General features: G+C 44.3%; 15 protein-coding genes. 5 read left to right on the top strand and 10 right to left on the bottom strand.

Going from position 1 to position 24,568, the window contains the following annotated elements; translation table 11 throughout:
• Positions 1-27: 27 nt before the first annotated feature.
• Positions 28-606, bottom strand: a complete 579-nt coding sequence (locus tag OSCI_RS06770; protein WP_007354140.1) for a phycobiliprotein lyase — start codon at positions 604-606, stop codon at positions 28-30.
• Between the two features lie 332 nt (positions 607-938).
• Here OSCI_RS06770 and OSCI_RS06765 point away from each other — a divergent pair, with 332 nt between their 5' ends.
• On the top strand, positions 939-3,194 hold the full coding sequence (locus OSCI_RS06765) for a hypothetical protein (RefSeq protein WP_324603604.1): 2,256 nt from the start codon (positions 939-941) through the stop codon (positions 3,192-3,194).
• A gap of 186 nt (positions 3,195-3,380) precedes the next feature.
• Here the strand turns inward: OSCI_RS06765 and OSCI_RS06760 are convergent, their stop codons facing one another.
• The 3 genes from OSCI_RS06760 to OSCI_RS06750 form a co-directional block, all read right to left on the bottom strand.
• Complete coding sequence (locus OSCI_RS06760) at positions 3,381-4,883, bottom strand: PAS domain-containing protein (RefSeq protein ID WP_007354138.1); 1,503 nt, start codon at positions 4,881-4,883, stop codon at positions 3,381-3,383.
• 145 nt (positions 4,884-5,028) lie between these two features.
• Entirely contained in the window at positions 5,029-6,453 is a 1,425-nt protein-coding gene (locus OSCI_RS06755; RefSeq protein WP_007354137.1) for a (Fe-S)-binding protein, read from the bottom strand.
• Between the two features lie 95 nt (positions 6,454-6,548).
• The gene (locus tag OSCI_RS06750; RefSeq protein WP_007354136.1) at positions 6,549-7,925 is read right to left on the bottom strand and encodes an FAD-binding oxidoreductase; all 1,377 of its coding nucleotides are present in this window, start codon (positions 7,923-7,925) and stop codon (positions 6,549-6,551) included.
• Between the two features lie 91 nt (positions 7,926-8,016).
• Here OSCI_RS06750 and OSCI_RS06745 point away from each other — a divergent pair, with 91 nt between their 5' ends.
• On the top strand, positions 8,017-8,745 hold the full coding sequence (locus tag OSCI_RS06745; protein WP_007354135.1) for a DUF4079 domain-containing protein: 729 nt from the start codon (positions 8,017-8,019) through the stop codon (positions 8,743-8,745).
• 47 nt (positions 8,746-8,792) lie between these two features.
• On the opposite strand, the gene OSCI_RS06740 is transcribed toward OSCI_RS06745, so the two are convergent.
• The 4 genes from OSCI_RS06740 to OSCI_RS31880 form a co-directional block, all read right to left on the bottom strand.
• Positions 8,793-9,014 (bottom strand): hypothetical protein, encoded by a 222-nt coding sequence (locus OSCI_RS06740; protein ID WP_007354134.1) that lies wholly within the window; start codon positions 9,012-9,014, stop codon positions 8,793-8,795.
• Positions 9,015-9,250: 236 nt separating this feature from the next.
• The gene (locus OSCI_RS06735; RefSeq protein ID WP_007354133.1) at positions 9,251-9,991 is read right to left on the bottom strand and encodes a GNAT family N-acetyltransferase; all 741 of its coding nucleotides are present in this window, start codon (positions 9,989-9,991) and stop codon (positions 9,251-9,253) included.
• Between the two features lie 138 nt (positions 9,992-10,129).
• Entirely contained in the window at positions 10,130-10,951 is an 822-nt protein-coding gene (locus OSCI_RS06730; protein WP_007354132.1) for a sulfotransferase, read from the bottom strand.
• Positions 10,952-11,208: 257 nt separating this feature from the next.
• The gene (locus tag OSCI_RS31880; RefSeq protein WP_267879523.1) at positions 11,209-17,214 is read right to left on the bottom strand and encodes a DUF4347 domain-containing protein; all 6,006 of its coding nucleotides are present in this window, start codon (positions 17,212-17,214) and stop codon (positions 11,209-11,211) included.
• A 398-nt stretch (positions 17,215-17,612) separates the two neighbouring features.
• On the opposite strand from OSCI_RS31880, the gene OSCI_RS06715 reads away from it, so the two are divergent.
• Together OSCI_RS06715 and OSCI_RS06710 are read left to right on the top strand one after the other, a co-directional pair.
• A complete protein-coding gene (locus OSCI_RS06715; protein ID WP_007354129.1) occupies positions 17,613-17,849 on the top strand; it encodes a YidH family protein in 237 nt (78 codons plus the stop codon).
• A 45-nt stretch (positions 17,850-17,894) separates the two neighbouring features.
• A complete protein-coding gene (locus OSCI_RS06710; protein WP_007354128.1) occupies positions 17,895-18,158 on the top strand; it encodes a YidH family protein in 264 nt (87 codons plus the stop codon).
• 7 nt (positions 18,159-18,165) lie between these two features.
• On the opposite strand, the gene OSCI_RS06705 is transcribed toward OSCI_RS06710, so the two are convergent.
• On the bottom strand, positions 18,166-19,638 hold the full coding sequence (locus OSCI_RS06705) for an AMIN domain-containing protein (protein WP_234708712.1): 1,473 nt from the start codon (positions 19,636-19,638) through the stop codon (positions 18,166-18,168).
• Between the two features lie 168 nt (positions 19,639-19,806).
• On the opposite strand from OSCI_RS06705, the gene OSCI_RS06700 reads away from it, so the two are divergent.
• The gene (locus OSCI_RS06700; RefSeq protein WP_007354126.1) at positions 19,807-20,931 is read left to right on the top strand and encodes a S1 RNA-binding domain-containing protein; all 1,125 of its coding nucleotides are present in this window, start codon (positions 19,807-19,809) and stop codon (positions 20,929-20,931) included.
• A gap of 348 nt (positions 20,932-21,279) precedes the next feature.
• Here the strand turns inward: OSCI_RS06700 and OSCI_RS29305 are convergent.
• The coding region (locus OSCI_RS29305) for an Ig-like domain-containing protein (protein ID WP_039961828.1) at positions 21,280-24,568 on the bottom strand (3,289 nt) is incomplete at its 5' end.

The following is a 24,568-nucleotide window of genomic DNA, read 5'->3' as shown; positions in this document are numbered from 1 at the left end:
AGTACGAACGCTCAAAACCACTCAAATTCAGCTTCGGGTTTCTGCACTCGCAGTTTCGGCCGCTGGCTGAGTTACACCCATACGAATTTCGGAACAGAAAGATGCTATCGTCATCCCCGAAGGTTGCTTAACAACGCTGGTGCGTAGCCGCAGATTAGGTATGAGATACCACAAACGCTCTTCAGCATAGAAACCTTCTGACTCCCCAATCAGTGTCAGCACGTCGTCTTCGCCGATAATGTAGCGAGTGGTGATGCCTTGGGCTGGCTTTGCTAACGCATTTTTAGAGGCGGGGCCTACACTTTGTAATAATTTCCCTGTCTTGGGGTTGTCAGAATTGGGAATGGGTACTAGAAGTCTAGAGCCATTCTTGTGATTTTGATCTGCGATCGGATTCCAAGTGACGCGAACTCCTGCTAACGGCGCTGAGACTGGGTTAAGCGAGTGTTCGGAGCAAAGTTGGATGACGGCGGGATCGGTTGCTGGTAGGATTTCAATCTTGAGTTCGGATTTACCCGCCTCCAATTTCCCGGAGGTCAGGTTATGAAGGGTACGCTGGGAAAACCACTTGCCTGCACTTTGCTCAAAAAATTCTATTATGTCCATGAATTATATTGTCTCGCGTCACTACTGCTCAATACTTTAATTTTAATTGTCTGGGGATTGAAATCTACAGGTTAAAGGCTGCGGCTATCTAAACTGCGGGTTCGCGGCATGACTAATTGCGCGAGGGGGCGAGCTAGAATTAACTTCAACCATTTACCCTTACCATTAAACGCAGTATTTGTCAATATCTACAAAACTACTCTGCGACCCTCATAGCAATTAGCCTTTAAATATGTCATTCTAAACAAAGATAAGAATTAAGATTGATACTATCCCCCTGGGTGCGGGTCGCGTCAAGCAAAGCTATTGCCTTACGAAATCCGGCAACATTTTTGAAATACCACCGTAAAATTATGAGTGAGTTTAGAGAAACCTTAGATAAATTATCGTTCGCAGAACAGCACGATCTCTTATCAACCCTACCAAGTCAGCTAGCAGATGCTTGTGATACAGAAAAATTGTACCACCTGCTAACAAATTATGATTTCATTGAAGCCAAAGTAGAAACACTAGGAATACAACCGCTAATTGAAGATTACAATCTAGTTAGAAACTTGAGTCTCTCCCCTTCCGAGCCAAAAGCAAAATCCCTACAATTAATTCAAGATACTCTTCGACTTTCTGCCCACATTATCTCTCAAGATCCCGCACAATTAGCGGGACAACTCATCGGGCGCTTATTGTCTTTTCAAAACATAGAAATTCAGGCACTACTGGAGGGCGCAAGACAGCAAAAAAATCCTTGGTTGCAACCGTTAACTGCTAGTTTTACCCCTCCGGGAAGCCGACTGCGGCGTACTCTCGTAGGACATACAGACTGGGTACAAGCAGTAGCAGTTACACCTGATGGCAAAAAGGCAATTTCAGCTTCCTCCGATCATACCCTCAAAATTTGGAACCTCGCCACCGGCGAAGAAATTTTTACTCTTAAAGGTCATCTCACTTATGTTAATGCTGTTGCCGTCACCCCGGATGGTAGGAAAGTAATTTCTGGTTCCTGGGATAACACTATTAAAATTTGGGATTTGGAAACCGGGCAAAAACTGTTCACATTTAGAGGCGATACCTTCGCAGTCGAAGCTGTAACCGTTACCCCTGACGGTACGAAAGTAATTTCTGGTTCTTGGGACGGTACGATTAAGGTTTGGAATTTAGCAACTGAACAGATAATTTTCAACCTCAAAGGTCATAACAGTTTTGTTCAAACTGTAGCAGTTACTGCTGATGGTAAACGCTTGATTTCTGGTTCTGGCGATCACAGCATCAAAGTCTGGAACTTGGAAACAGGAAAAGAACTTTTTACCCTTATAGGTCATGAAGATTGGGTAAAGACTATAGCTGTTACCACTGATGGCAATTACTTGATTTCTGGTTCTTATGATAAGACAATCAAAGTTTGGAATTTAGCCACAAAAGAAGCAATTTTTACTCTCAGAGGTCATACTAGCTTTGTGCAGTCTGTGGTACTATCTCTAGATGAAAAACTGGTGATTTCTGGTTCTGGTGACAAAACTATAAAAGTTTGGAACTTGGAAACCAAGGCAGAAGTTTTTACATTGCTCAATCATATTGCCCCGGTTAACGCTGTCGCTGTACTTCCCGATGGTAAGCAGATTATTTCGGGTTCATCTGACAAAACTCTTAAGATTTGGGATCTGGAAACAGGAGATGAAAATTTATCTTTTTTAGGACATTTAGACTGGGTAAATGCTGTGGCCATTACCCCTGATGGTCAGCGAGTTATTTCCGGTGCTGGTGATAATAATATTAAAGTTTGGGATTTAAAAACAAAGACTGAAATTTGTACAATCTCAGGTCATGACGACTGGATTAAAGCTGTTGCTGTCACCCCTGATGGTAAGCGCTTAATTTCCGGTTCTGGTGACAAAACTATAAAAGTCTGGGATTTGGAAAATGCACAGGAAATCTACACTTTAACAGGTCATGAAGACTGGGTAAATTCTATTGCTATCACACCCGATAGTAAGCGAGTAATTTCCGGTTCTGGGGACAAAACTATCAAGTTATGGAATTTGGAAACAGGAGAAGAAATTTTAACTATTGCAGGTCATACAGATGGTGTCAAAGCTGTAGCTGTCACTCTTGATGGTAAACGGTTAATTTCCGGTTCAGGGGATCATACTCTCAAGATTTGGAGTCTGGAAGCTGGAGCAAATATTTTCACTTCAGTTTGGAATTTAGTTACAGGTAATAAATTTTTCACTCTACTAGGTCATACCAGTTTTGTTAATACTGTAGCCGTCACAGCCGATGGCAAATGGGCAATTTCTGGGTCGCGGGAAAGTACGATTAAAGTTTGGGATTTGGGAGGGAAGAAAGAACTATTTACGCTTACGGGTCACACTGATGCAGTAACATCTATTGTGGTCATGGGGAAACGGTTAATTTCTGCTTCTGATGATAATACTCTCAAAGTTTGGGATTTATCCAATCGAAAAGCGATTGCTAGTTTTACTGGAGATAGTGCTTTAAAATGCTGTGCTATATCTCCTGATGGCGTGACAGTTGTAGCGGGGGAAGCGTCAGGGAGATTGCATTTTTTAAAGTTGGAAGGGAAAATCAATTAAGTAGAAGGAAGAAGGTAGAAGGAAGAAGGAAGAAAAATTTAGTTATAGCAACCGCCACAACGGTTAGGACACTCGCTCATGGCTCAAACCATTGACTCTCTTCCCCCTTTTCCCTTCTTTCCCTTCTTTCCCTTCCTTCTTTCCCTAGCCCCTAGCCCCTAGCCCCTAACCAAATACTCATAATGCTCAAACGCGCAACGTCGGAGGACGAAGATAACGCACCCAAAAAGGTTCTTCTACTACCTGAGAAAATATGTACATAGTACCGATAATTTTGCCTGTAGCATCTCGCATTGGTACTGTGGAGTAGTAGTTTTCAAACAATAAATCATCTTTCTTCTTCAAGTGCAATTTTACACCGTTGTGGACTTCACCTTGCAGCGAAGAGTGAAAAAGTGTATAAAAATTCTCCTTGTGTTCTTCAGGAATAATCGACAATCTATTCCCCTCAACCTCTGGTAACATCCAGCCAAACAGTTTCTCCGCCGCTGGATTCCAAAGCGTTACTTTTCCATTAACATCTATGCCAATAATTGCCAAAGATGCAACTTTAATAAATCGTTGTAAAATGCGTTCGGTTTCTCGTAGGGCAACTTGAGAACGCTTGCATTCGGTAATATCTTGACAGATACCGTAAACGCGGGTGACACAGTTTTGTTCATCGTCCCAGATAATTTGTTTGCTGTCTCGCAGCCATCGCACTTCACCATTTTTAGTAATAATTCGGTACTCGCTTTCTTCACTACAACTAGATGAACAAGACTGGATTTGCTGCCATACTATCTGTTCGTCATCAGGATGAATTAGGTTAAAGTGTAGCCAGCCTAAACTCTTTAATTCTTCCAAGGTATAACCTGCAATCGCGGTAAAAGCTTCTGTCATCCACTCGCAGACAAAGACTCCATCAGACAATACAGTAAAATCATAACCAAATTCACAGATAATTTGGGAAAATTTTCGATCGCGAAACTCTAGTTGAGAGACTTTTGCTTCAGTTTCTCTAAATTGATTGATGTCTATATTTGTTGTTAAAACTTTCTCAAGATGTTGTTTTTTTTCAGTAATATCTCGCAGATTTATAATTATGCCGCCGACGCTGGAATCGTGAAGGCAATTGCTGCCAATCGCTTCTAAATATACCCAAGAATTATTGGCATGGCGTTTCCGAAACTCAATAGTTTGGTGGGGTTCAAACTGTTCTAGTAAATTGTCTAGGTAAGACTTCACAGCAGCTAAATCATCTGGATGGATTAACTCACCAAATAATTTTCCGATCCTATCTTCTGGCTTATATCCTAAAATCTGCTCTATTGCTGGACTCTGATATTGTACTCGCATATCAGCTTCTAGGACGATAATTAAATCGAAAGCATTCCGCACAATAGATTGTAGTCTGGCTTCGCTTTTTGCCAATAACTGATTTGACCTGATGTGTTTTTTTTGCTCATCCTGCAACTGCTTCTCTAACTGTCTAATTTGAGAGGCTTGCTGCATGACTTTGACTTCTAATTTATGATTAATTGTTTTCAGCTTTTCTAGGGTTTTATTCTCCTCAACAAGTAACGGGTCGCTAATTGCTACTTCGTGCAAAGACACTGATTGTTTTTTTAAAGTAGTTGTTATGTTTTGTATCTTTGGCAACAATTCGTTAATTTGTGGTTCTAAAGCCTGCAACTTATCAGATAACATAATCTACCACAGGAATTGGAAAAGAATACATTAATAATTGCAGAAATCTAAGCTGCTAACAACCGAGAATTTACTGATATTTACGGCAAGTTGAGTTTTAAGATATATTTCACTCCTCAGTATTTTGAGGGAATGGAATCAACCCTTAACTTGCAGGGTTAGATTGCTTCCTTCGCAACTTTACTCCCCGAATTGAATAATCTAACAACTCAATTGGGTGCATCAGCGTGACTTGTTTTCCCTGCAACTCCAAATGCTTCTTAATTTGCAAAGAACAACCAGGATTAGCAGAAGTAATCAATTCTGCTCCAGAATTTAACAAATTCTCAACCTTTTGCTGTCCCAATTCATCAGCAATTTCTGGCTGTAACATATTGTAAACCCCAGCACTCCCGCAACACAAAGCTGCATCTAGGGGTTCCTTTAATTTTACGCCGGGAATTTGCTGCAATAACTGACGGGGTTGCAAACTAATCTTTTGTCCGTGCAATAAGTGACAAGCATCTTGATAAACTATCTTTAACTCTCCATCAATTAGGGGAGAAAGTTTGGCTGTTAAACCTACATTTGCTAGGAATTCTTGCACGTCTTTTACTTTGTTAGCAAATGCCTGCGCTTTCTCTTGATATTCTGCATCATCTGCTAAAATGTGACCGTATTCTTTTAAAGTGTGACCGCAACCAGCCGCATTAATAATAATAGCATCAACACCTGTTCCTTCAAAGCTATCAATCATTTGTCTAGCTAAAGTTTGGGCTTGTTCGGTTTGCCCTTGGTGTTCCGGTAAAGCAGCACAACAGCCTTGACTTTTGGGGATTATTACTTCGCAACCATTTGCTGTTAAAACGCGCACGGTTGCCTCATTAACTGGCGAGAAAAATAGCCGTTGTACGCAACCTAAAATCATGCCAACTCGATAGCGTTTTTCCCCTTGTGCTGGAATAATTGTAGGTAAATTATCTCGGAATGATTCAACAGAAATGGCTGGTAAAATTGACTCCATTGCCGCTAAGCGAGGAAATACCTTTTTTAGCAAACCTGTGGAACGGACAAGTTGCTGTATTCCCGATTTTTGATAAAGAAATAAAGGTGCAAGTAAAGGCCGCAGTCGATGAGGATAAGGGAAGAAGTTAAACAGGATAGAACGAATTAAGATATCAGATAAACTTCGTTGATAATTTCTCTCAACTTGATGACGAGTTGCTGAGATTAATTTATCGTACTTTACCCCAGAAGGACAAGTGGTGACGCAGGCTAAACAACCCAAGCAAGTATCAAAATGCTGTGCTGTTGCCTCATTTAAGGGTGCATCACCTTCGTTAATAGCATCCATTAGATAGATGCGACCTCTGGGGGAATCCATTTCCTTGCCAAGTACGCGGTAACTCGGACAAGTTGATAGGCAAAATCCGCAGTGAACGCAGGTGTCAATTAATTTGGCTGAGGGCGGATTTTTACTGTCAAATCCGGGGATTTCTAAGGATTGTAAATGGGGATTTTGTGCTAAAAAGTTGCTGGGATTAATTAGTTGTAAATCGCTGTTTTCTGAGGATTTTTCTGAGGTTTGCATAGATTATTAACCTGTAGTTATACTTATGGTTTTTGTCGGTAATGCTGCCCTTTGGAGGGTAAATTATCGTCTAGAGGGCGGCGTTACGTAAGTTTTTAAGGAAATAGAAAACGATGGGGACTCAAAATATTCTCTGGGTCAAATTGCTGTTTAATTTTCTGCATTAAACTGAGGGCATTTCCATTATAACCCCAAACATCTAACTGTTGCTTAAGCTCTGCGGGAGCCTTTAAAATGCTGAGAAATCCGCTATGAGATTCGCACTGCTGACGTAACTGTAAAATGGTTTCTCCGGTCGCATTCTCAAACCGCAAAATTCCCAACCCGCTACCGCTATGAATCAAGCCATCAGCCAGATTGAACTGTGCTAAAGTTTTCGTAGATTCAGATGCTATGATTCCTATTTTACAGATAATTGTTGAATCTGGGGCAGTTGACCAAATAATTGATTGTAATCTCTGCCAGAAGTTCGTCTCATCATTCTCAGTACAGATGGTTCCTTTTAATCCTAACTTATAGCCCACTTCTAGCAGACGGCTTGATTGTTGCTCAATACTTTCTGGTATACTTTGAAATCTGACGGCTAAACCCAAATTTTTGCCCAAACCTAATTTTTCTACCAACTGCCTTGATAGCAAATCAACTGCTGTTGGTGTTAAAGCTGAGGATAATAAGGTTTGAGTTGTGTTTGCTAAGGCTTCAACTTCGCCAGTTAAAATTACCGTTACAGATGCGTTTGGCAGCGGATAAACCCGCATTGTAACTTGACTAATAATGCCCAGCGTACCGTAGGAACCTGTTAACAACTTCATCAAATCATAGCCAGCGACATTTTTAACAACGCGCCCTCCTGCTTTGGCAATTTTGCCATCGGATCGCACGAAAGTAATGCCTAATAATAGATCGCGAACGCCTCGATACCGCTGTCGGAGGGAGCCCGCGTCAGCGGTGGCGATAATGCCGCCGATGGTTGCCTGTTCTGGATATGCTGGATCTAGGGGTAAAAATTGACCGGAGGTGGCCAAAATTCGCTGTAATTCGGCAAATTTCATCCCTGCTTCGACTGTGACGGTTAAATCGCCAACGGCGCGATCGATTAGGCGGTTGATGCGATCGCAACTGACAACTACGAGCCCACCTGTACCCCTTTTTAAGGGGGGTTCTGAAACCTGACTGCGATCGCGAGGGTTAGGGGGCTCTATTCTCACCAATCCCCCCCAGTCAAGTTTGCTACCGCTACCCACCGGCAAAACTCCCCGTCGATTCCGGGAAATGCAAGCGATCGCACCCGCGAGTTCTTCTTGAGTATTAGGATAAACAGTGCAGTCAATTTCCGTACCTGGGGCGATCGCACTTTCTATCCGTTTTTGCCAAAAAGTATCTGTATCTTGCCAGGGACAGACGGCATCAGTACCGACAATGCTTTCTAGTTCTTGTGCTAATGCCCAGTTATCCGTTAAAGTCGATTTCATTAAAGTTAGGAGACACTCACTCAAAAAAATAACAAAAAAAAATACTTAAAGCTATTATATTTCTAAACATCATCTTAAGTAACTTTAATTTATGGAACTCGTAGATGCAATGGCCCTCCTCCATCCCGCCTTAGCAGTGGCGGTGGTGTTCCCGATTATTGGCATGGTTGTCAATATGGCATGGCAAACCCGATCGCGCCGCCTCCAAAGCGCGGGTGATGGCAAAAGCAAAATTCCGCCCTCCGTCGGTTCCGAGCACGTTAAATTAGGTCGCTGGTTGACTGGTTCAGTTGTCGGAGTTAGCTTAGTAGCTTTTGCCTATGTTATTTTTTTCAAGAGTATTTTGAAAAATCAACTCTGGAGTAAAGCACCTTTCCAAGTAGTTTTTATCGTGCTAATGTTTGCAGCCACCATCGCTTCACTGGTATTTCTTTACAAAGCAAGACTACCCAAATGGCGGGCCGTATTTGCCACTTTAAGCAGCGCTGGTTTAATAATTATTGCCTTCCAAGATGGTATTTTTCGCAGAGACGATCAATGGATGTTTTCTCATTTTTATTACGGTTTACTCGCCGCCATCCTAATGATTATTTCCCTAGCAATTGTTCCCGAAATTTACAAAGATAGAACCAACAAGTGGCGCAAAATACATACAATTTTAAACTGCGTAGCTTTGTTACTATTTATAGGTCAAGGCATGACCGGTTCTAGAGACTTGCTAGAAATTCCTTTGAGTTGGCAGCAAGAACACCTTTATCAGTGTGACTGGAATAATAAAACTTGTCCTAAATCCTCGTCATCCGTAGGCATGAGCAATTAAAAATGGCAGAAACTCAGGCAGAAACTCATAATTTCAAGAAATATACCTTAACAAGAAAGAGAACAATTAGGGAACTTGCCAATTTTGTTAGCGCTAACAATTGTATTTCGGCAGTCGAACACGCTGGCATTAGTTTTCTGAGCCAACTCTTTCAAATTAATCACTGGAGAGTCAGATTGTGGAGCTTGCATATACAGCTCATAAGCAACTTCCAAGACTTTAAAATTTAACGACAAAGGCTGAATTCGTTTTTCTAGTAGTTGAAACATAGTTTTGCCCCTCCAACAAGCTTCCTCATTAGTTTTCCAGAACTTGACAGTACTTAACCTCTGTCTGAAGTACAAATTATCATCAGCGTCAAACTATGCCAGAAGACAGAAAATTTTTGCCAATAAATATGTAAACTTAATGAAAAGTAGACTGAGTAACGATCGCTATCAGCATTGCCCACAATCCAACAGTTAACAGTTAATAGTTAAATATCCCGGTAACTTTCAAGTGTCTATTAATTGGGCGTAAATCGTGTTTTTAACACTCCTGATTTCACAAAAGCAGGTGGCTTTTGAGCAGGGTATAAAGTAGCAGGGATTCTTGATTCATCAGGGGGAGGAAGGGGAGCCATCAAAGGTTGGGTAATATCACGGCCAAGGAATCGTTTAGATAAACGAGCAATCAGAGGATTTTGGCGTAGTTGATCTTCATTGATGGCATAGATGTTCATATCAACATATTGTTTACTTACGGGATCGTATAAATGCTCTTTCATAATCCCTTCTAGTTCAAATCCTCCTGCTGACATAGCTGCTTGAGCCGGACGATTATAACCATAACAATAAGCATAAAAACGATGCAGATGGTAAGCATTAAAAATTAAGTCACCCATCAATAAAAGACCTTCAACTCCATAGGAAATGGAACGGTACTGTTTATCAAAAATCCCTGTGACTGATTCGGCTCTTTGATGAAAAGAGCTATAGTCAGCAGCACCAATAATCCCGATCGCGCCATGAGTTTTATGAACCATTAAGCATTCCAGATAACCACTTTCCGCCGGAGTTGCACGCGATCGCACGATTAATCTTTCCCTCACTTGTTCCACCGTTTCCGCTTTATCATTGAGACGAAACAGACGCATAAACTCATAGTTTGAGTACATTTTTTCAAAGAGAAATTCCGCATCATCAGGGTTAGTTCTGATTAATGTAATGGAATTACCTTGATGGAGAATTAGACGATTAAGTGTCATAATTTTATAAAAAAAACGATAATTTAGAAACCAGGTTTCTGAGATTTGTAGGGGTAGTGCCCCCGTGCCTACCCCCATCGATCGGGGCAACCACGGGGGGATTGCCCCTACAAATGCGTGTCCGCGTAATTCCTGAGATTACAATCGACCTGGATAAAAAATCCGATAAAACCAAGTAAAGTTTTGTTTAATTGTAATTTCAAAGCGGTTAGGTATGGTATGATAAACGAAAGGCTGATGGGGATTGTAGGTTTCTTCCACATACTTACCTCCCGATTCCGAGTAAGTGGGGACTTGAAAGTTAATGTTAGTTAAATCAAGTGAAATAGGCCCAAGGTTTAACCAGTTGACTAATTCTGTTAACACTTCCTGCGGGTTACTCATTAAATGCTCGTATACAACGTAAAATATTTTTTGTTGTAAGCTTTCTTCTAAGTCTTGCACTTGTTCTAAGGATTCGAGCACTGAACCGACAACCCCTTGAGGTAAAAATAATTGTTGGGCGCGATCGGCTCGCGATCGCGAAGCAAGTTTTTCGGGAAAATCTAACAGCAGGTTTTTTTGATGTTGGGTTTCTATAGCTGCACAAATTTGCCCTAATTCTCGTACACAAACCACCATTCGGCAGTTGGGATCGAGCAAATTAATTAATTCTAGATGTTGCAACCATTGGGGATGAATATCAACTATCCAAGCTTCAGAAATCTGCTCAAACCAACCATTAATAAACCCTATCATCGCCGATCGCGATCGCTCCATCGTTGGGTTAAATTCCTGATTGAGATGGTTAATAGCTTGGGGGTGAGTGCTGATAAAAGTACGGAAGTTAAGCAATAAATCGCATAAAGGCGATCGTAAGTGATTGCTATAAATATCTGGATGTTGTGCTAAACTTTGACTTAAAAAGTCTATACCAGAACAAGGGAGTCCTGTAAGATAGAGTAGGTGATGATTCAGCATAATAATCTCATTAAACTTGTAGGGTGCGTCATAGATGCCAACTGTACTTCCGTTGGCCGCCAGGGGTTAAAACCACCGTCTAATAGCCGTCTAATAGCTTAAGTCCTTTGAAGAGGACTAAGAAGAAAACTCTTAAATTCTTCAGTCCTCTTTAGAGGACTTAAGCTTTGAGACAGGGGTTAAAACCCCTGTCGGACTGTTGGACTGACAGACTATTGGACTGGGTTTTTTCGCCTAACTTAGGCTCAAACTCAACTCTACAAGATAGAATCAGCCGTAATTGAATCAGCAGAAACCCCCGTTAAAGATACCAACAATTGATTACTCGCAGTAACGCGAATGATGGTATCTCCTACCCGCTCGCCACTCCCAGGAGTAATAGTAAGATCGGCGAAACTAAGATTATCAATCAATTTCAAGAAATCTTGTCCCACCATAAAATCAGTAATGACACCAGCACCCTGACTTGGTGTTAGTACAAAAACATCATTACCAGCTCCACCTGTAAGAGAATCATCACCATCACCCCCATAGAGAGTATCGTCACCATTATCTCCCAAGAGAGTATCATTGCCAATGCCACCACAGACTAAATCATTCCCATTACCTCCATGTAACGAGTCATTCCCTTCGCCACCCCAAACAATATCTTGACCGGCATTTCCACTGACAACATCATCGCCTTTATTCCCCAGCAAAATGTCATCCCCTAACTCTCCCAAGACTGTATCATTCCCAGCATCTCCACAAAGAGTATCCTCCCCTAAGCCGCCAGAAATCCAGTCATCATTTTGACCCCCGCGCCCGAAATCATTATCCTTTCCAGCATCAATGGTATCGTTGCCTGCATAACCGTAAATAACATCTTTCCCTTGATTGCCAAAGAGTACATCGTTGCTACCTTTGCCTAGAATACTATCATCACCGATGGCTCCATTGAGAGTGTTAGCATCGTTGTCTCCCAACAGCACATCATGGGGAGGATTGCTAGCCGGAATCGGGCCAAGGTGACTGTTATTTACTGATAATTCTAATTGGCTCAAACCCAAGATATCATTATCGGGTGTGGGAATGGCTGAAATGTTAATCGCCGCCGCATTTGCCTTAGAACTCAGAGCCTTTTTTGTATTATTGGAGACGAGATCGCTAAAGGATTTTGTGCCATTGAAAGCCGCAACTATATCCTCAAGGGTACTGGTTTGAGCTACTTTTTGGGCTTTGAATAATTCCAGGATATTCGGGGCTTTGAGGATTTGATTGTTGGTGGCCGCGATTACTTCGGAGAATTGTGCTATGGTGTCGAGATTGACCGTATCATTCAAAGTTGTTGGGTCAATCTGATTGATGTATTGGTTCAGAAGGATGGCGATTTGGTTACTATCGCTGAGATTGAGAGAACCGTTTTGGATAGTTTGGGCGATCGCATCAATGACGATATCCCCTAAAGTTTGACTGTCTACATCAAGATTTGGGGCGATAGTTTGAACCGCCTTGGTAATTTGCGTGACTGAGGTTTGAATCGCCACCTGAGTTGCTAAAACCGCTAAACCATCGCTGGAACCCTTTTGAGCCGCTGTTATGGGGTCAAAAGTTCCGAGGTCAACATTACTAGGTAATCTCCAAGCGGCTTTTAGGCTCGTTTGCGCCGCCTCTGGGGTCATACCTCCATTGACGAGGGCCGCAATTACGGAGGTGAGGGGTGTTACCATCGTAGAACCAGCAACCGCTCTGAGGATACCTGTAAAAGCTTCTCCCGTCACCGCATCAGTGCCACCGACTATTACATATTGACCTTCTTCGGGGTCAAGGATGCCGTTACCATTAGTGTCGAAGTCGCCGGGAACATCGAGGCTAAAGTTACCAGCAGCATCGGTAGTGCCGCTAGGTTCGTCAGTGTCTTGAGTGCCGTTACCGTTAGCATCAAAGAAGACAGTGCCTCCAACGATGGGGCCATCTTGACCTTTACCTTTAACTGCGATCGTTTGAGTTGTGTTAGTAGTCGTTTGAGCATTGGTAGCTATGGGAGTAGTGCGTTTGAAGATAGCATCGGTATTTAAGTCAGTACCCACAACTTCTTGACTCTTGGTGGCTGCATTGGAGGCAGAGTTACCTGCGAACGTCGTATCGCTATTGATATTAACAACGGGGAGTTCATTCGATGCAGGTAAGCCTTCTTCGCTGGCTTTTAATGCCTTTTGAGCATCAATAGCCGCTTGAGTCAGGGTAAATATTGCTCCGCCAAACCCTTGTCCATCATCAGTGGTCTTGTTGGCATCACCGCCAACTCCTCCAGCAGCAACGTTATTCGTAAAACTGGAACCGTTAGTAATGTTTAGAGTGCCACTGCGGACAAAGATTGCACCTCCCATCCCCGCACTGGCTTGTGTTCCTGCTCCAAAGCCACCGTGGCCACCGTCGCCACCATTGCCACCATTGCTACTAGTGACAGCAGGACCACCACTGCCACCATTGCCACCACTGCTACCAAAGCCACCCCTGCCACCCCTGCCACCATTGCCACCATTGCCACCTTTGGAGCCACCACTGCCACCACTGCCACCATTGCCACCACTGCTACCAAAGCCACCAGGACCACCACTGCCACCATTGCCACCATTGCCAACTTTGGAGCCATCACTGCCATCAACTCCAGTTAATCCCAGTCCCCCACTTCCCGCACTGGTTCGATCGCTCCCCCGTGCTTGGTTACTGTCAAACGCAACGCGATTGAGAGTGACATTCCCGCCATAAATAAACATTGCACCCCCCATCCCTGCACCTCCTGCGCCAGGGTTAGCAACGCCTCCTTTGAGGTTGAGGTCATTAAACGTGATATTTCCCGATCTGACAAAAAAGAACGGGCGATCTTTCTCATCAACTTGCCCATTATTATTGTTATCGCCGCTAATCGTAAGGCCATTACCATTAAAGGTGATATCGCTATCAATCAGCGGCACCATCCGCAACAGAGAGTCCTCAAAATTCAACAGAGAGTCCCCAAAATTCAGGCGCACATTATTTAATAGGGAAATAGTATCGGCTCCTTCTTGGGTATTAGCTTTTTGAATCGCCCAACTGAGAGTCCCTTCCGTTGTCCCTAAACCGTCATCTGTATCTTTGTTGACTTGGATTCCTTCAATTTTTAGGGTAGGAGTCGGAGTTGCTGTTGGAGTCGCTGTTGGAGTCGCTGTTGGAGTTGGAGTTACCGTTGGAGTCGGAGTTGCTGTTGGAGTTGGAGTCGCTGTTGGAGTTGCTGTTGGAGTCGGAGTTGCCGTTGGAGTCGGAGTTGCCGTTGGAGTTGGAGTTGGCGTTGGAGTTGCTGTTGTCGCCTGAAAAGTATAGATTTCCCCAGTATTAAACGCCGCCGTTAAATTATTCCCAGAATTATCTTGAATAGTAGGAGTCGCCGCCGTATCTAATCGTAAATCTCCATCCCCAGTAATACCATTAACCGTTACCGTAACACTCGTTCCCGTAGCCGCAGAAACACTAGCAATTGTACCCTTAGCTGTGCCAGTGGGAGTCAGGGCAAAATCACTAATATCTAAACCCTGAACCCCTTCACTGAAATCGACTTGATAAACTACACTCGACGCATTCGTTGTCGCGGTAGTCGGAGTTTGGCGAGCAATCTTAGTAATCGTCGGAGGAGTCGTATCCGCAGGAGTTATAGTATAGCTTTCCCCTGTGGTAAAAGCCGCAGTGAAATTATTCCCAGTATTATCTTTAATCGTAGGAGTCGCCGCCGTATCTAACCGTAAATCTCCATCCCCAGTAATACCATTAACCGTCACCGTGACACTCGTTCCCGTAGCCGTAGAAACACTGGCAATATTACCCTTAGCTGTGCCAGTGGGAGTCAGAGCAAAATCACTAATATCTAAACCCTGAACCGCTTCACTAAAATCGACTTGATACACCACACTCGACGCATTCGTTGTCGCCGTTGTCGGAGTTTGACGAGCAATCTTAGTAATCGTGGGGGGAGTTGTATCAAAAGTATAGATTTCCCCTGTAGTAAACGCCGCCGTTAAATTATTCCCAGCATTATCTTGAATCGTGGGAGTCGCCGCCGTATCTAATCGTAAATCTCCTTCTCCGGTAATGCCATCAACCGTTACCGTTACACTCGTTCCCGTAGTAGCAGAAACACTGGCAATATTACCCTTAGCTGTGCCAGTGGGAGTCAGGGTAAAATCACTAACATCGAGATTTTTAACCGCCTCGCTGAAATTAACTTGATAAACTACACTCGCTGCTGTTGTTGTCGCACTTAGAGGATTTTGCCGAGTAATACTGCTAACAGTTGGTAGAACAGCATCGACATTAACGCCTGTGGTATCTCCCACATTCTTGAGAATTAAACCAACACTGCTACCGCCACCATCCTTAATTGTTGCATCTCCCGTTAGAGTTAACGCATTGCCTAAAATAACGCCATCATTATCGGCATTTCCTGCGGCAATGTTGTAACGAAATATATGAAAGGCAGAGGCTGCGCCCGTTCCAACTGAGGTCGCATTCACCGTTCCTCCGGTGTTCAAAGTCACCGGAATATACGCGCTTCCTGTGCCTTTATTAATCGTGACAGGTTGGGAGAAATTGACGATAAAATCTAAGTTGGCTCCCGCTTTAAAGGTGATAGCTGGTGGTACGCTAACACTGAGAATTTCGCCTACTGGTTTATATTCAAAAGCCCCAATGTCAACGGTAGTATTAACAATCCGGGCAAAACCAGTTCCTCGTTGATCGGTGGTTAATGCCGTCGCATTGGCATTATTGCCCGCATCAATGGCGGGACTTCCTGCTAGTAAAACATGGGTTTGACTTAATCCCCCATTATCGGCTAGGGGGCCGAGTTTAGCATCAAGGGGAGTTGCTGCTGTTCCAACTAAGGGGCCGACGGGAAAGGGAGTGGCTACTCCCGTGTTATCGCCTATGAGGTTTCCGCCTCCGTCTGTCCAGGTTCCGCCGGATAAATCGGGGTTTTTAATATTAGTTGATAAGTCGAAGTTTCCGGCAACTAATGTATTTTTTATGGTCGCTGTTCCATTATTCTGAAATATTGCTCCTCCATTATCAAAGGAGGTGCTATTAGTAACATCTGTATCTGCTGTATTGTTGGTAAACGTGCTATTAGTAACGTTGAGCGTGCCAATATTATGAATGGCTCCGCCACTATCTTGCACACTATTTCCCGAAAAGGTACTGTTATTAATTGTGGCTGTACTACTGTAGTAAACAAAGAGCGCCCCACCGCCCTCTCCCCCGTTACCCGTGACTTGGTTATTGCTAAATGTACTATTATTAACCGTGAGGTTGCCCAGGGTACTGGTGACGTAAATAGCGCCGCCTCGTTTGTCGGCTAATCCATTATTGAAGGTGAGGTTATTGAGGGTGAGATCGGTGTTTGAGGGAACATAAAAGAAGCGAAAGGCGGGTGCTGCGGTATCCCGTTGTATAATCGCACCGTTACCATTAATTGTTAGTTTTCCCCCAACTGTCAGATCCGCAGGAGTGGGTAAACCGTTGGCTGTACTGGAAAAACCGTCGGAGATATTATTATCAACGGTTGTTAGGGTGTAGGTTCCAGAAGTTAGTTCAATGATGTCATCTGCAAGAGTAGCATTCGCGTCTGCGATCGCTTGTTTTAATGCTGTTACATCACCAGCCGCGACGTTGAAGGTTGCCAATACCCCTGGATAGGCGGCCAATTTGACTCGATTAAAAGGAAATTGGGTGCGGATTTTTCCCAAAATAACATCCAGATTCCAGGTGCCCCCAAGTTCGGGGTTTCCTACTTTTTGACTGGAGGCGGCGATGTTAATTCCCAGGATTTGATGGAGACGGGAAACAAAGGTATTGCTCTCTTTTCCTATTTCACAGCTATATAAGCATAAATCGGCATTTTTTTTCAGGGCTTTACGCCATGAGTTTAATTGGGGCGCGTAACTATCGATATTATTGAGGTTCAGGGTTGTGTTGCCCAGATGTAGGGTTCCTAAACTTCCGTGAGCCACAATATGAAGGGCTGCTAAATTGTTATACTTAGAGAGAATATCTGTTAGTTGTTGAACTCCATCCCCATTACTGTTAATGAAGGTGACGTAAATTCCTGTTTCAATGGCATCAATCAGGCAGGCATAATCCTTGACAGCAGCATCTATTATCAGGAGTTCAAAAGGAGGTTTTTGAGGCGGATTAACTCGAACAGAGCCACTTTTCTTATGACCCAAGATTGTCATTGAGCTTATTTTCGACATAGCTTATCTTCATCCCTGCCATATTTTGTGGAAATTTTATCTCTCTTCATTATAATTCTTTATTTTTTAAGGTCAATACTTCGGACACTTTATTAATGGGCAAGGGTAGAATGCGGGTTTTGGGTTCCAAGTTCGCCGCGTAGGCGTAGCCAGCCGAAGGCATCGCCAAGGGTAGAATAAAGGTTTCAGCCAGTTCTCTAAAAACTGTCCGGACTATTGTAAGGTTCTCCTGAAAAATATTAAGTTTAATTTCAACGCTCGATTTCCTCTGCTGCCGCAATCAGAACTACCGGGATAGTGGTCTTACAAATGTCTAATTAAGTGGCTATAATTCCCGCAAAATTACCGGGTTATTGTTCGGATTTTAACAAAAAAAATAACCAGATTTTCACGATTCTTTGTTGACTTTAAAGCTGACGAAAATAGATACAGAGAAGGCAAAATTACAAAATCCCTCGCGGGTGCGAGATCATTTAGCGAACGAGCGCACCTATTTAGCTTGGATGCGAACCGCGATCGCACTCATGGGTTTTGGCGTTGCGATCGTCCGTCTCCGCATCTTATACCAATTCTCTAAATTAATGCTACAGTCTTGGGGCGGGTTTATTAATGTTATTTTTGGGTGGCAAATTTGATCGCGAACCCGCCCCTACCCCAAACTGTAGCAAACTTTTAGAGAAGTGGTATTACAACCGCCTCTGATAGCGCGTCCTGGCATTGGCTGGATGTTAGGGGTAGTATTTTCTTTAGTTGGTTTAGTGACTGTTTTACTTTCAACTAACCACTACTTTAACGTCCGCCGAGACATTGATGAGGATACTTATGAACCAGCAGAAGGTTGGGTAATGCTCTTCAGTTTTGCAGTGATGCTTTTAGGAGCTGGAGTTGTCTATTTTGTATTCTCAGCTCCCTTTGTTACCTCTATTCCTGTTGTCACTGAATGATTTTCAGTTAATATCTTAAATCCTCATTCAAACGAACTTGCACAATCTGACCTGGTTGAATAGTAGCAGGTTGGGGAGCAGTGGCGTAAGTTGTTGCAGCACCCGCAGCAGCACCCGCAAGTAAACCAATACCAGTAAAACCACTAAGTACAAATAATGCTACTCCTCCAATCCCGGAATTACGCAGAAAACTCCTTTGTGAGGGTTTGCGATCGCCACTACCAAATCGATCCGATCGCGCATCTAGAGGAATGCTACGACCATTAAGATACATCGCTTGAGCAATAAAGCGCGTACCTTCGCTATTGCTTTCAAAGCGTCCGATTATTGGGGTATTTGGTGGTACGATCGTATTGCCATAGCTATCAAGAATCCCTCCTTGTAATAGCAAAACTTCCTGTCTTGAGGGTTTGGGATCTAGCGCTAAAGGCTCTACACCAGGATAAAGCAAGCTGAGTCTAGTTCCTGCTGGTAGCAAGATATTGGGCGCGTATGCAGTTGGCGCGATCGCATTTGGTAAGGGATAAACTGAAGGTGGGACAAAATTATCATAATTGCTAGCAGGTAAAGGAGCGATCGGCTGTCTGGGAAGCTCTTCATTCCAATTTAATGGTCTTGCTGGGGTCGCATAACCCGGAATTGTCACCGATGGAACCGATCGCGGCGGCGTATAGGTGGGTGTATAACTAGGAGGTAAAGCGGCTTGTTGTCTTGTTTGGTTAACTGGAAAAGTAGCGATCGGTACTGTCAGCGGTTGGATCGGCGGATTTGGAGTTTCTAGTATCGCAGGATTAGGATTAGGTAGATTTTGGGGCGATCGCGCCAACGATGCAGTTTGAGTGCTACTTTGAGGTCTAGCAGTAGTAGAATTAGCCAGAGGTCTAGTGTTAGTGTTACTAGGCGGCGACGTAGGCGGTGGCGGAGTAGTTAAGCCGCGTTGCATTGGCCCTGCTGTAGCCCCCGTCATTGAATTTCCTTGACTTAACAGATTATTCGTCCCTGAAAACAAAGGACGCAATACCCAACGATTCTCTAAACCTATGCGTTGTAACTGTACTTGTTCTGGAGTTAACACCACTCCCGGAGCAAAATCAATCACAATTCTCGCCATCCCCGGCTGAAATTGGCTCAGGCTGACAGAACGCACCGTACCTTCTGGGTACAATTGGGTAGTATCAGTTCCCACCTCCGTATCCGGCAAATCAACAACTATCCGCGTCGGTTGGTCTAAAAGAGAAAACTTAGGCGTTATTCCCTCTGGCAGCATGACTTCTAGCTGATTTGTCCCCGGATCGAACAACCAATTTGTCAGCAATGCAGCAGCAGCTTGTCGTTGTCCTATTGGTAAGGTGACAACTACGGCGGCGACTGTCAGACTCAGGTTAAGCGACTGGCAAGCAAGCAGCGTGGCTGTGGCCTTGCGGAGAGTCTGGCTGTGTAAACTTGGCAAAAATCCCTGTACTGATTTTTTGTGTTGCATGGCCATCAAAGAGAAAGTTGCGATTAAAGCTAGGCTTGAGAACAATTAAAATTAAAAATTAAAATTGATTTTTGATTATAGGGGTGAATTATTTGGATCATTCTACATTATAATTTACTCTGTTGCAGGTTCTATTCATAAACGATCGCAAAATCTTGCTCTAGTTTAATGAAAATCAGTCTAAGACAACCGACTGGTCGCTCACGTATTTGGATATACATTGAGTCCAGTGATGTTTGTACCAGTATCTATACGTCGGTTGTTTTCGATCCTTACGACAACCTTTACATTTGGTTGGGTCAAATTCGCGACTCCCAATTGCCAGCATCAATGGTAATTGATAAGGAAGGTTATGGGGTAGAATTGATAGCCGAGAAAGCAAGCAATGAGACGATCCTGTTCAGAGTTGACCCGTGGCTGTGCAGAGATAACACCGCAACATTCCTCGCTACTACAGTTACACCTTATGAATTACTCACAGCTTTTCATGACGGAATTGCTGAATTTCTTAAGGAGGAATATCGTCCATCAGACTGGTCAAACATTGATAATCTAAACAACATCAATTGGGGCGCATTACTCAAGTCGCCAACTCTTCCCGGTCAGAATTGGGAGAAACGTTTGTTAATGAGCAGGTTGGGAGCCTATGACGGAAAAATAGGAAATGGAGAAGACTTATGGGAGCAACTAACACTTGAACAACAATGGTTGATTGTCTTACGAGACTTACTATACAGAATTGCAATCCTAGCTAGTAAAAGGCAAACGCCTGAGATACAAGCACTTGTAAATCTTTACGTAACCCTACCTGTAGATATTGCATTAGGTGAAATTGATTCAGATTGGTATCAAGGACGCGGAGTTGCGTTAAATAAAGAGTATGGATTAGATCGCGATCGACGCTATAGCCAACAAGAAAGAGAATGTCACTATATTCTCAAAATGACTAGGCTTAAAATGCTTAGAGTTGGGCAAATTGTTGATGGAACTGTGCGAGGTATTAAAACGTATGGGCTTTTCGTAGATATTGGAGGTTATCATGCCTTACTACATATTTCCGCAATTTCTCAAATGCCTGTCGAGCAATTAGATCGGATTTTTAAGCATGGCGATTGGATCAGGGCGATGATTGTGTGGATGGATATTGAAAAAGGTCGAGTTTCACTCTCAACCAGCGATTTAGAGGTTGAACCAGGTGATATGTTAAAGCACCCCTGGAAAGTCTATGAGACAGCAGAAGAAATGGCAGACAGATATTATCAGAACGTTTTGTCAAAGCAGGCGATCGATTAGAAAGGAGATAGGCTGTCTATGGAGTTACAGAAAAAGTTTTTGCCAAAGTCGCCGACACAATAAAGTTTACTTTTGAGGACTGGCTGAGATATGTTTGCATTAACCGCGCGGGCAGTTGTGCTTAGTTTAGGTAAAGGGCGCGCTCGCGTTATTTAGATTTTCAGTTGTAGCTGATGTTCTATATTGAGCGATCGCACCCTTTATACCAAATCCGGGTTTACTACCCCCTTTATTGTCATTGCGAGCGAAGCGAAGCAATCGCAAGGTCTCTGCGATTGCTTCGCTTCGCTCGCAATGACGACAGAATTACTAATAAAGGGGATGATTAACCCGGATTTGGTATTACTTCTAAACCAGCACAAAATCCAAAGTAGAAATCACACCATTAGCGCCCAACAGATTTGCCAAGACTTGACCATTACTTGCGACTTGGAACACAGTCCCGCCCAGAGTAGGAGTAATTTGTAATTGGTCAAAGGAAAGACCCCCGGCAAGTCCAAACTTATCCAAACCAACCTCAAAATTAAGTACAGTATCCACACCGCTATTAGGACTCAAAACAAAAACATCATTTCCTATTCCCCCAATTAAAGTATCTTCCCCGGAGTCGCCCACAAGCCAGTCATCTCCTGTGCCGCCAGATAAAATGTCATTATCTTTACCTCCCGCAAGTGAATCATTTCCGTCATCACCATTAAGATTATCTTCCCCTTCATTGCCATAGATCAGATCGTCTCCCTCGCCGCCATTAATACAATCACGTTGGCCAGATCCACCGACAGCAACAGATACACCTTTATTGTCTCCGTAGATAGTATCATTGCCCTCATCGCCGCAGAGTAGATCGTTACCGTTATCGCCTAACATCAAATCATTGCCGCTACCGCCACGAAGACCATCATTTTCCTTGCCACCTCGAAGGGTATCATTCCCTTCCTCACCAATAATAGTGTCGTCTCCTTCTTGACCATTTATTAAGTCATTACCGATGCCACCAAATAGCACATCGCGTCCCTCTGGATCGGTTTTAAAGAAGTCGTTAAGGCCGCCGTAAATGGTATCGTTACCGCTGTCACCCACAATCGTATCCGAGTTCAATTCACCCCAGATCAGATCGTCGCCTTTGCCACCGTAAACGAGATCGTTCTCTTTGCCAGCATGGATGGTATCGTTACCGTCACCACCACCGATGATATCGTCGCCGCGATCGCCAAAAATCAAATCTTCCTGACCAACAGGCGCAACCTCGCCATTACTACCGCGATCGCCCAAAATCGTATCATTGCCTTCGCCACCATAAAGGGTATCGGAGTCAAGCTGCCCAAATATCCAGTCATTACCTTTGCCACCGTAGGCAATATCCTTGCCTTCACCGCCAATTACGGTGTCATCACCCTCATTACCGTTGAGGTAGTCATTACCGCTACCGCCAAAAAGTAAGTCAGGATTTAAGTCGGAAACAGATAGATCGTTAACACCACCAAAGATAGTGTCATCACCACTGTCACCGATCAGGATATCGGAGTTGAGATCGCCCCAGATCAGGTCATTATTTTTCCCGCCGTGAACGAGATCGTTTTCCTTACCAGCGTAAATGGTATCGTTACCGTCACCGCCGCCAATGATATCGTTCTCCTCTTCTCCAAAGATTAAATCTTCTTCTCCAGCGCCATCTCCAGGATTTGCGCTACCGCTATCGCCGATCAGGATATCTGCACCGCGATCGCCATGTATGGTATCAGCGCCGCGATCGCCAAATAACCAGTTATCTCCACTGTTACCAGTCAACAAGTCATTTCCCCGATCGCCGCTGATGATTTCAATCCCACCAGCGAACAATCGATCGGGCTGAAATTCGACTTTTGGCACTATCTGCGGTGCGGTAAATGTAAACTCAGGTTTTTCGGGAATTGGAGTGCAACCACAACTCGTGTCCGGTTCCTCTACTGGGGCGAAAGGCTGAGTAGGTATTGGTGTTGCTGTGGGTATGGGTGTTGCTGTGGGTATGGGTGTTGCCGTTGGTTCGAGTGTTGCCGTTGGTGTAGGTGTTGCCGTTGGTATGGGTGTTGCCGTGGGCGTAGGCGTAGGAGTTCCCGTAGGCGTAGGCGTAGGAGTTCCCGTTGGCGTAGGCGTAGGAGTACCTGTAGGCGTAGGTGTGGGCGTGGGTGTTGGTGCAATTGGCCCCAACACAGTCGATACGCTAGCAGCCGCAGGACTAACTGCACCAAGGTTATCGGTAGCGCTGTAAGTAAAACTAGCCCCTGTAAAGTTGCCCGTAGATTTGAAGAATAACTGACTAATTTGAGCGGGTGTGAGCACTTGGCCCGGAGTGATGAGGACACCACCGTTAGCGGGATCTCCCAGATATAACAAGCCTTGTTCAGCGGGCGGTAGAGTGTTGATTGTGAAGGATGCGATCGCGCCATCAGGGTCACTTCCCCCTAATCCTGTCAGGTTAACGGTGCTTCCTGGGGGCAAACTGACATTACTATTGTTCGTTAATGGCGGAAGGTTGACACCAGCTTGGATTGAGACATTGCCTGTAGCAGGGCTAACTGCACCAAGGTTATCGGTAGCGCTGTAAGTAAAACTAGCCCCTGTAAAGTTGCCCGTAGACTGGAAGAATAACTGGCTAATTTGAGCGGGTGTCAGCACTTGGCCGGGAGTAATGGCGACACCACCGTTAGCAGGATCTCCTAAATACAATATGCCTTGTGCCGCTGGAGGCAAGGTGTTAATTGTGTAAGATGCGATCGCGCCATCAGTGTCGCTTCCCCCTAGTCCTGGAATCTGGACAGTGCTCCCTGGTGGCAAACTGGCATTAGAATTATTTGCCACTGGAGGCAGGTTAGGAGTAGGCGGGATAAGGGATACAGCAGCGGGAGCAGGGGTAGTAAGACCGAGGTTATCGGTAGCACTGTAACTGAAACTAGCTCCTGTAAAGCTGCCTGTAGATTGGAAGAATAACTGACTAATTTGAGCGGGTGTCAGCACTTGGCCCGGAGTGACGAGAACACCACCGTTAGCAGGATCTCCTAAGTACAACAAGCCTTGTTCTGCCGGGGGCAAAGTGTTAATCGTATAGGATGCGATCGCGCCATCGGGGTCTGTTGCTCCTAGTCCTGAAAGCTGGACAGCACTCCCTGGTGTGGCGACGTTATTGGCATTAGTCGCAAGAGGGGGAAGGTTTGGCGCTGCGATCGCGTTGACAGTAGCAGCAGCGAGGCTGACAGCACCGCTGTTATCGGTGGCGCTATAAGTGAAGCCTGCACCTGTAAAGCTACCTGTAGATTGGAAGAATAACTGACTAATTTGAGCGGGCGTTAGCACTTGGCCCGGAGTAACTAAAACACCACCGTTAGCAGGATCTCCCAAATACAACACGCCTTGTGCTGCCGGCGGCAAAGTGTTAATTGTGTAGGATGCGATCGTACCATCGGGGTCACTTCCCCCTAGTCCTGGAAGCTTGACTGTGCTCCCCGGTGGCAAACTGATATTGGAATTGTTCGCAACGGGAGGCTGATTGAGAGGATTAGGAGTTGGAGTTGGACTTGGACTTGGACTCGAAGTAACTGTTGTTGCCACAGTTGCACCAGTCGCCGTACCGTCATTATTGGCGGAAGTCGGATCAAAAGTC

Source organism: Kamptonema sp. PCC 6506 (genome assembly GCF_000180455.1).
Taxonomy (GTDB): domain Bacteria; phylum Cyanobacteriota; class Cyanobacteriia; order Cyanobacteriales; family Microcoleaceae; genus Kamptonema; species Kamptonema formosum.
The sequence above is the reverse complement of the archived record's forward strand: the minus strand, read 5'-3'. Positions and strand labels throughout refer to the sequence as shown.

Excerpts from the sequence above, each read along its gene's own strand:
- OSCI_RS06755 (WP_007354137.1), bottom strand. The coding sequence starts at position 6,453 with ATGCAAACCTCAGAAAAATCCTCAGAAAACAGCGATTTACAACTAATT.
- OSCI_RS31880 (WP_267879523.1), bottom strand. The coding sequence starts at position 17,214 with ATGTCGAAAATAAGCTCAATGACAATCTTGGGTCATAAGAAAAGTGGC.
- OSCI_RS06705 (WP_234708712.1), bottom strand. The coding sequence starts at position 19,638 with ATGCAACACAAAAAATCAGTACAGGGATTTTTGCCAAGTTTACACAGC.
- OSCI_RS06730 (WP_007354132.1), bottom strand. The coding sequence starts at position 10,951 with ATGCTGAATCATCACCTACTCTATCTTACAGGACTCCCTTGTTCTGGT.
- OSCI_RS06700 (WP_007354126.1), top strand. The coding sequence starts at position 19,807 with ATGAAAATCAGTCTAAGACAACCGACTGGTCGCTCACGTATTTGGATA.
- OSCI_RS06735 (WP_007354133.1), bottom strand. The coding sequence starts at position 9,991 with ATGACACTTAATCGTCTAATTCTCCATCAAGGTAATTCCATTACATTA.
- OSCI_RS06745 (WP_007354135.1), top strand. The coding sequence starts at position 8,017 with ATGGAACTCGTAGATGCAATGGCCCTCCTCCATCCCGCCTTAGCAGTG.
- OSCI_RS06750 (WP_007354136.1), bottom strand. The coding sequence starts at position 7,925 with ATGAAATCGACTTTAACGGATAACTGGGCATTAGCACAAGAACTAGAA.
- OSCI_RS06740 (WP_007354134.1), bottom strand. The coding sequence starts at position 9,014 with ATGTTTCAACTACTAGAAAAACGAATTCAGCCTTTGTCGTTAAATTTT.
- OSCI_RS06760 (WP_007354138.1), bottom strand. The coding sequence starts at position 4,883 with ATGTTATCTGATAAGTTGCAGGCTTTAGAACCACAAATTAACGAATTG.
- OSCI_RS06770 (WP_007354140.1), bottom strand. The coding sequence starts at position 606 with ATGGACATAATAGAATTTTTTGAGCAAAGTGCAGGCAAGTGGTTTTCC.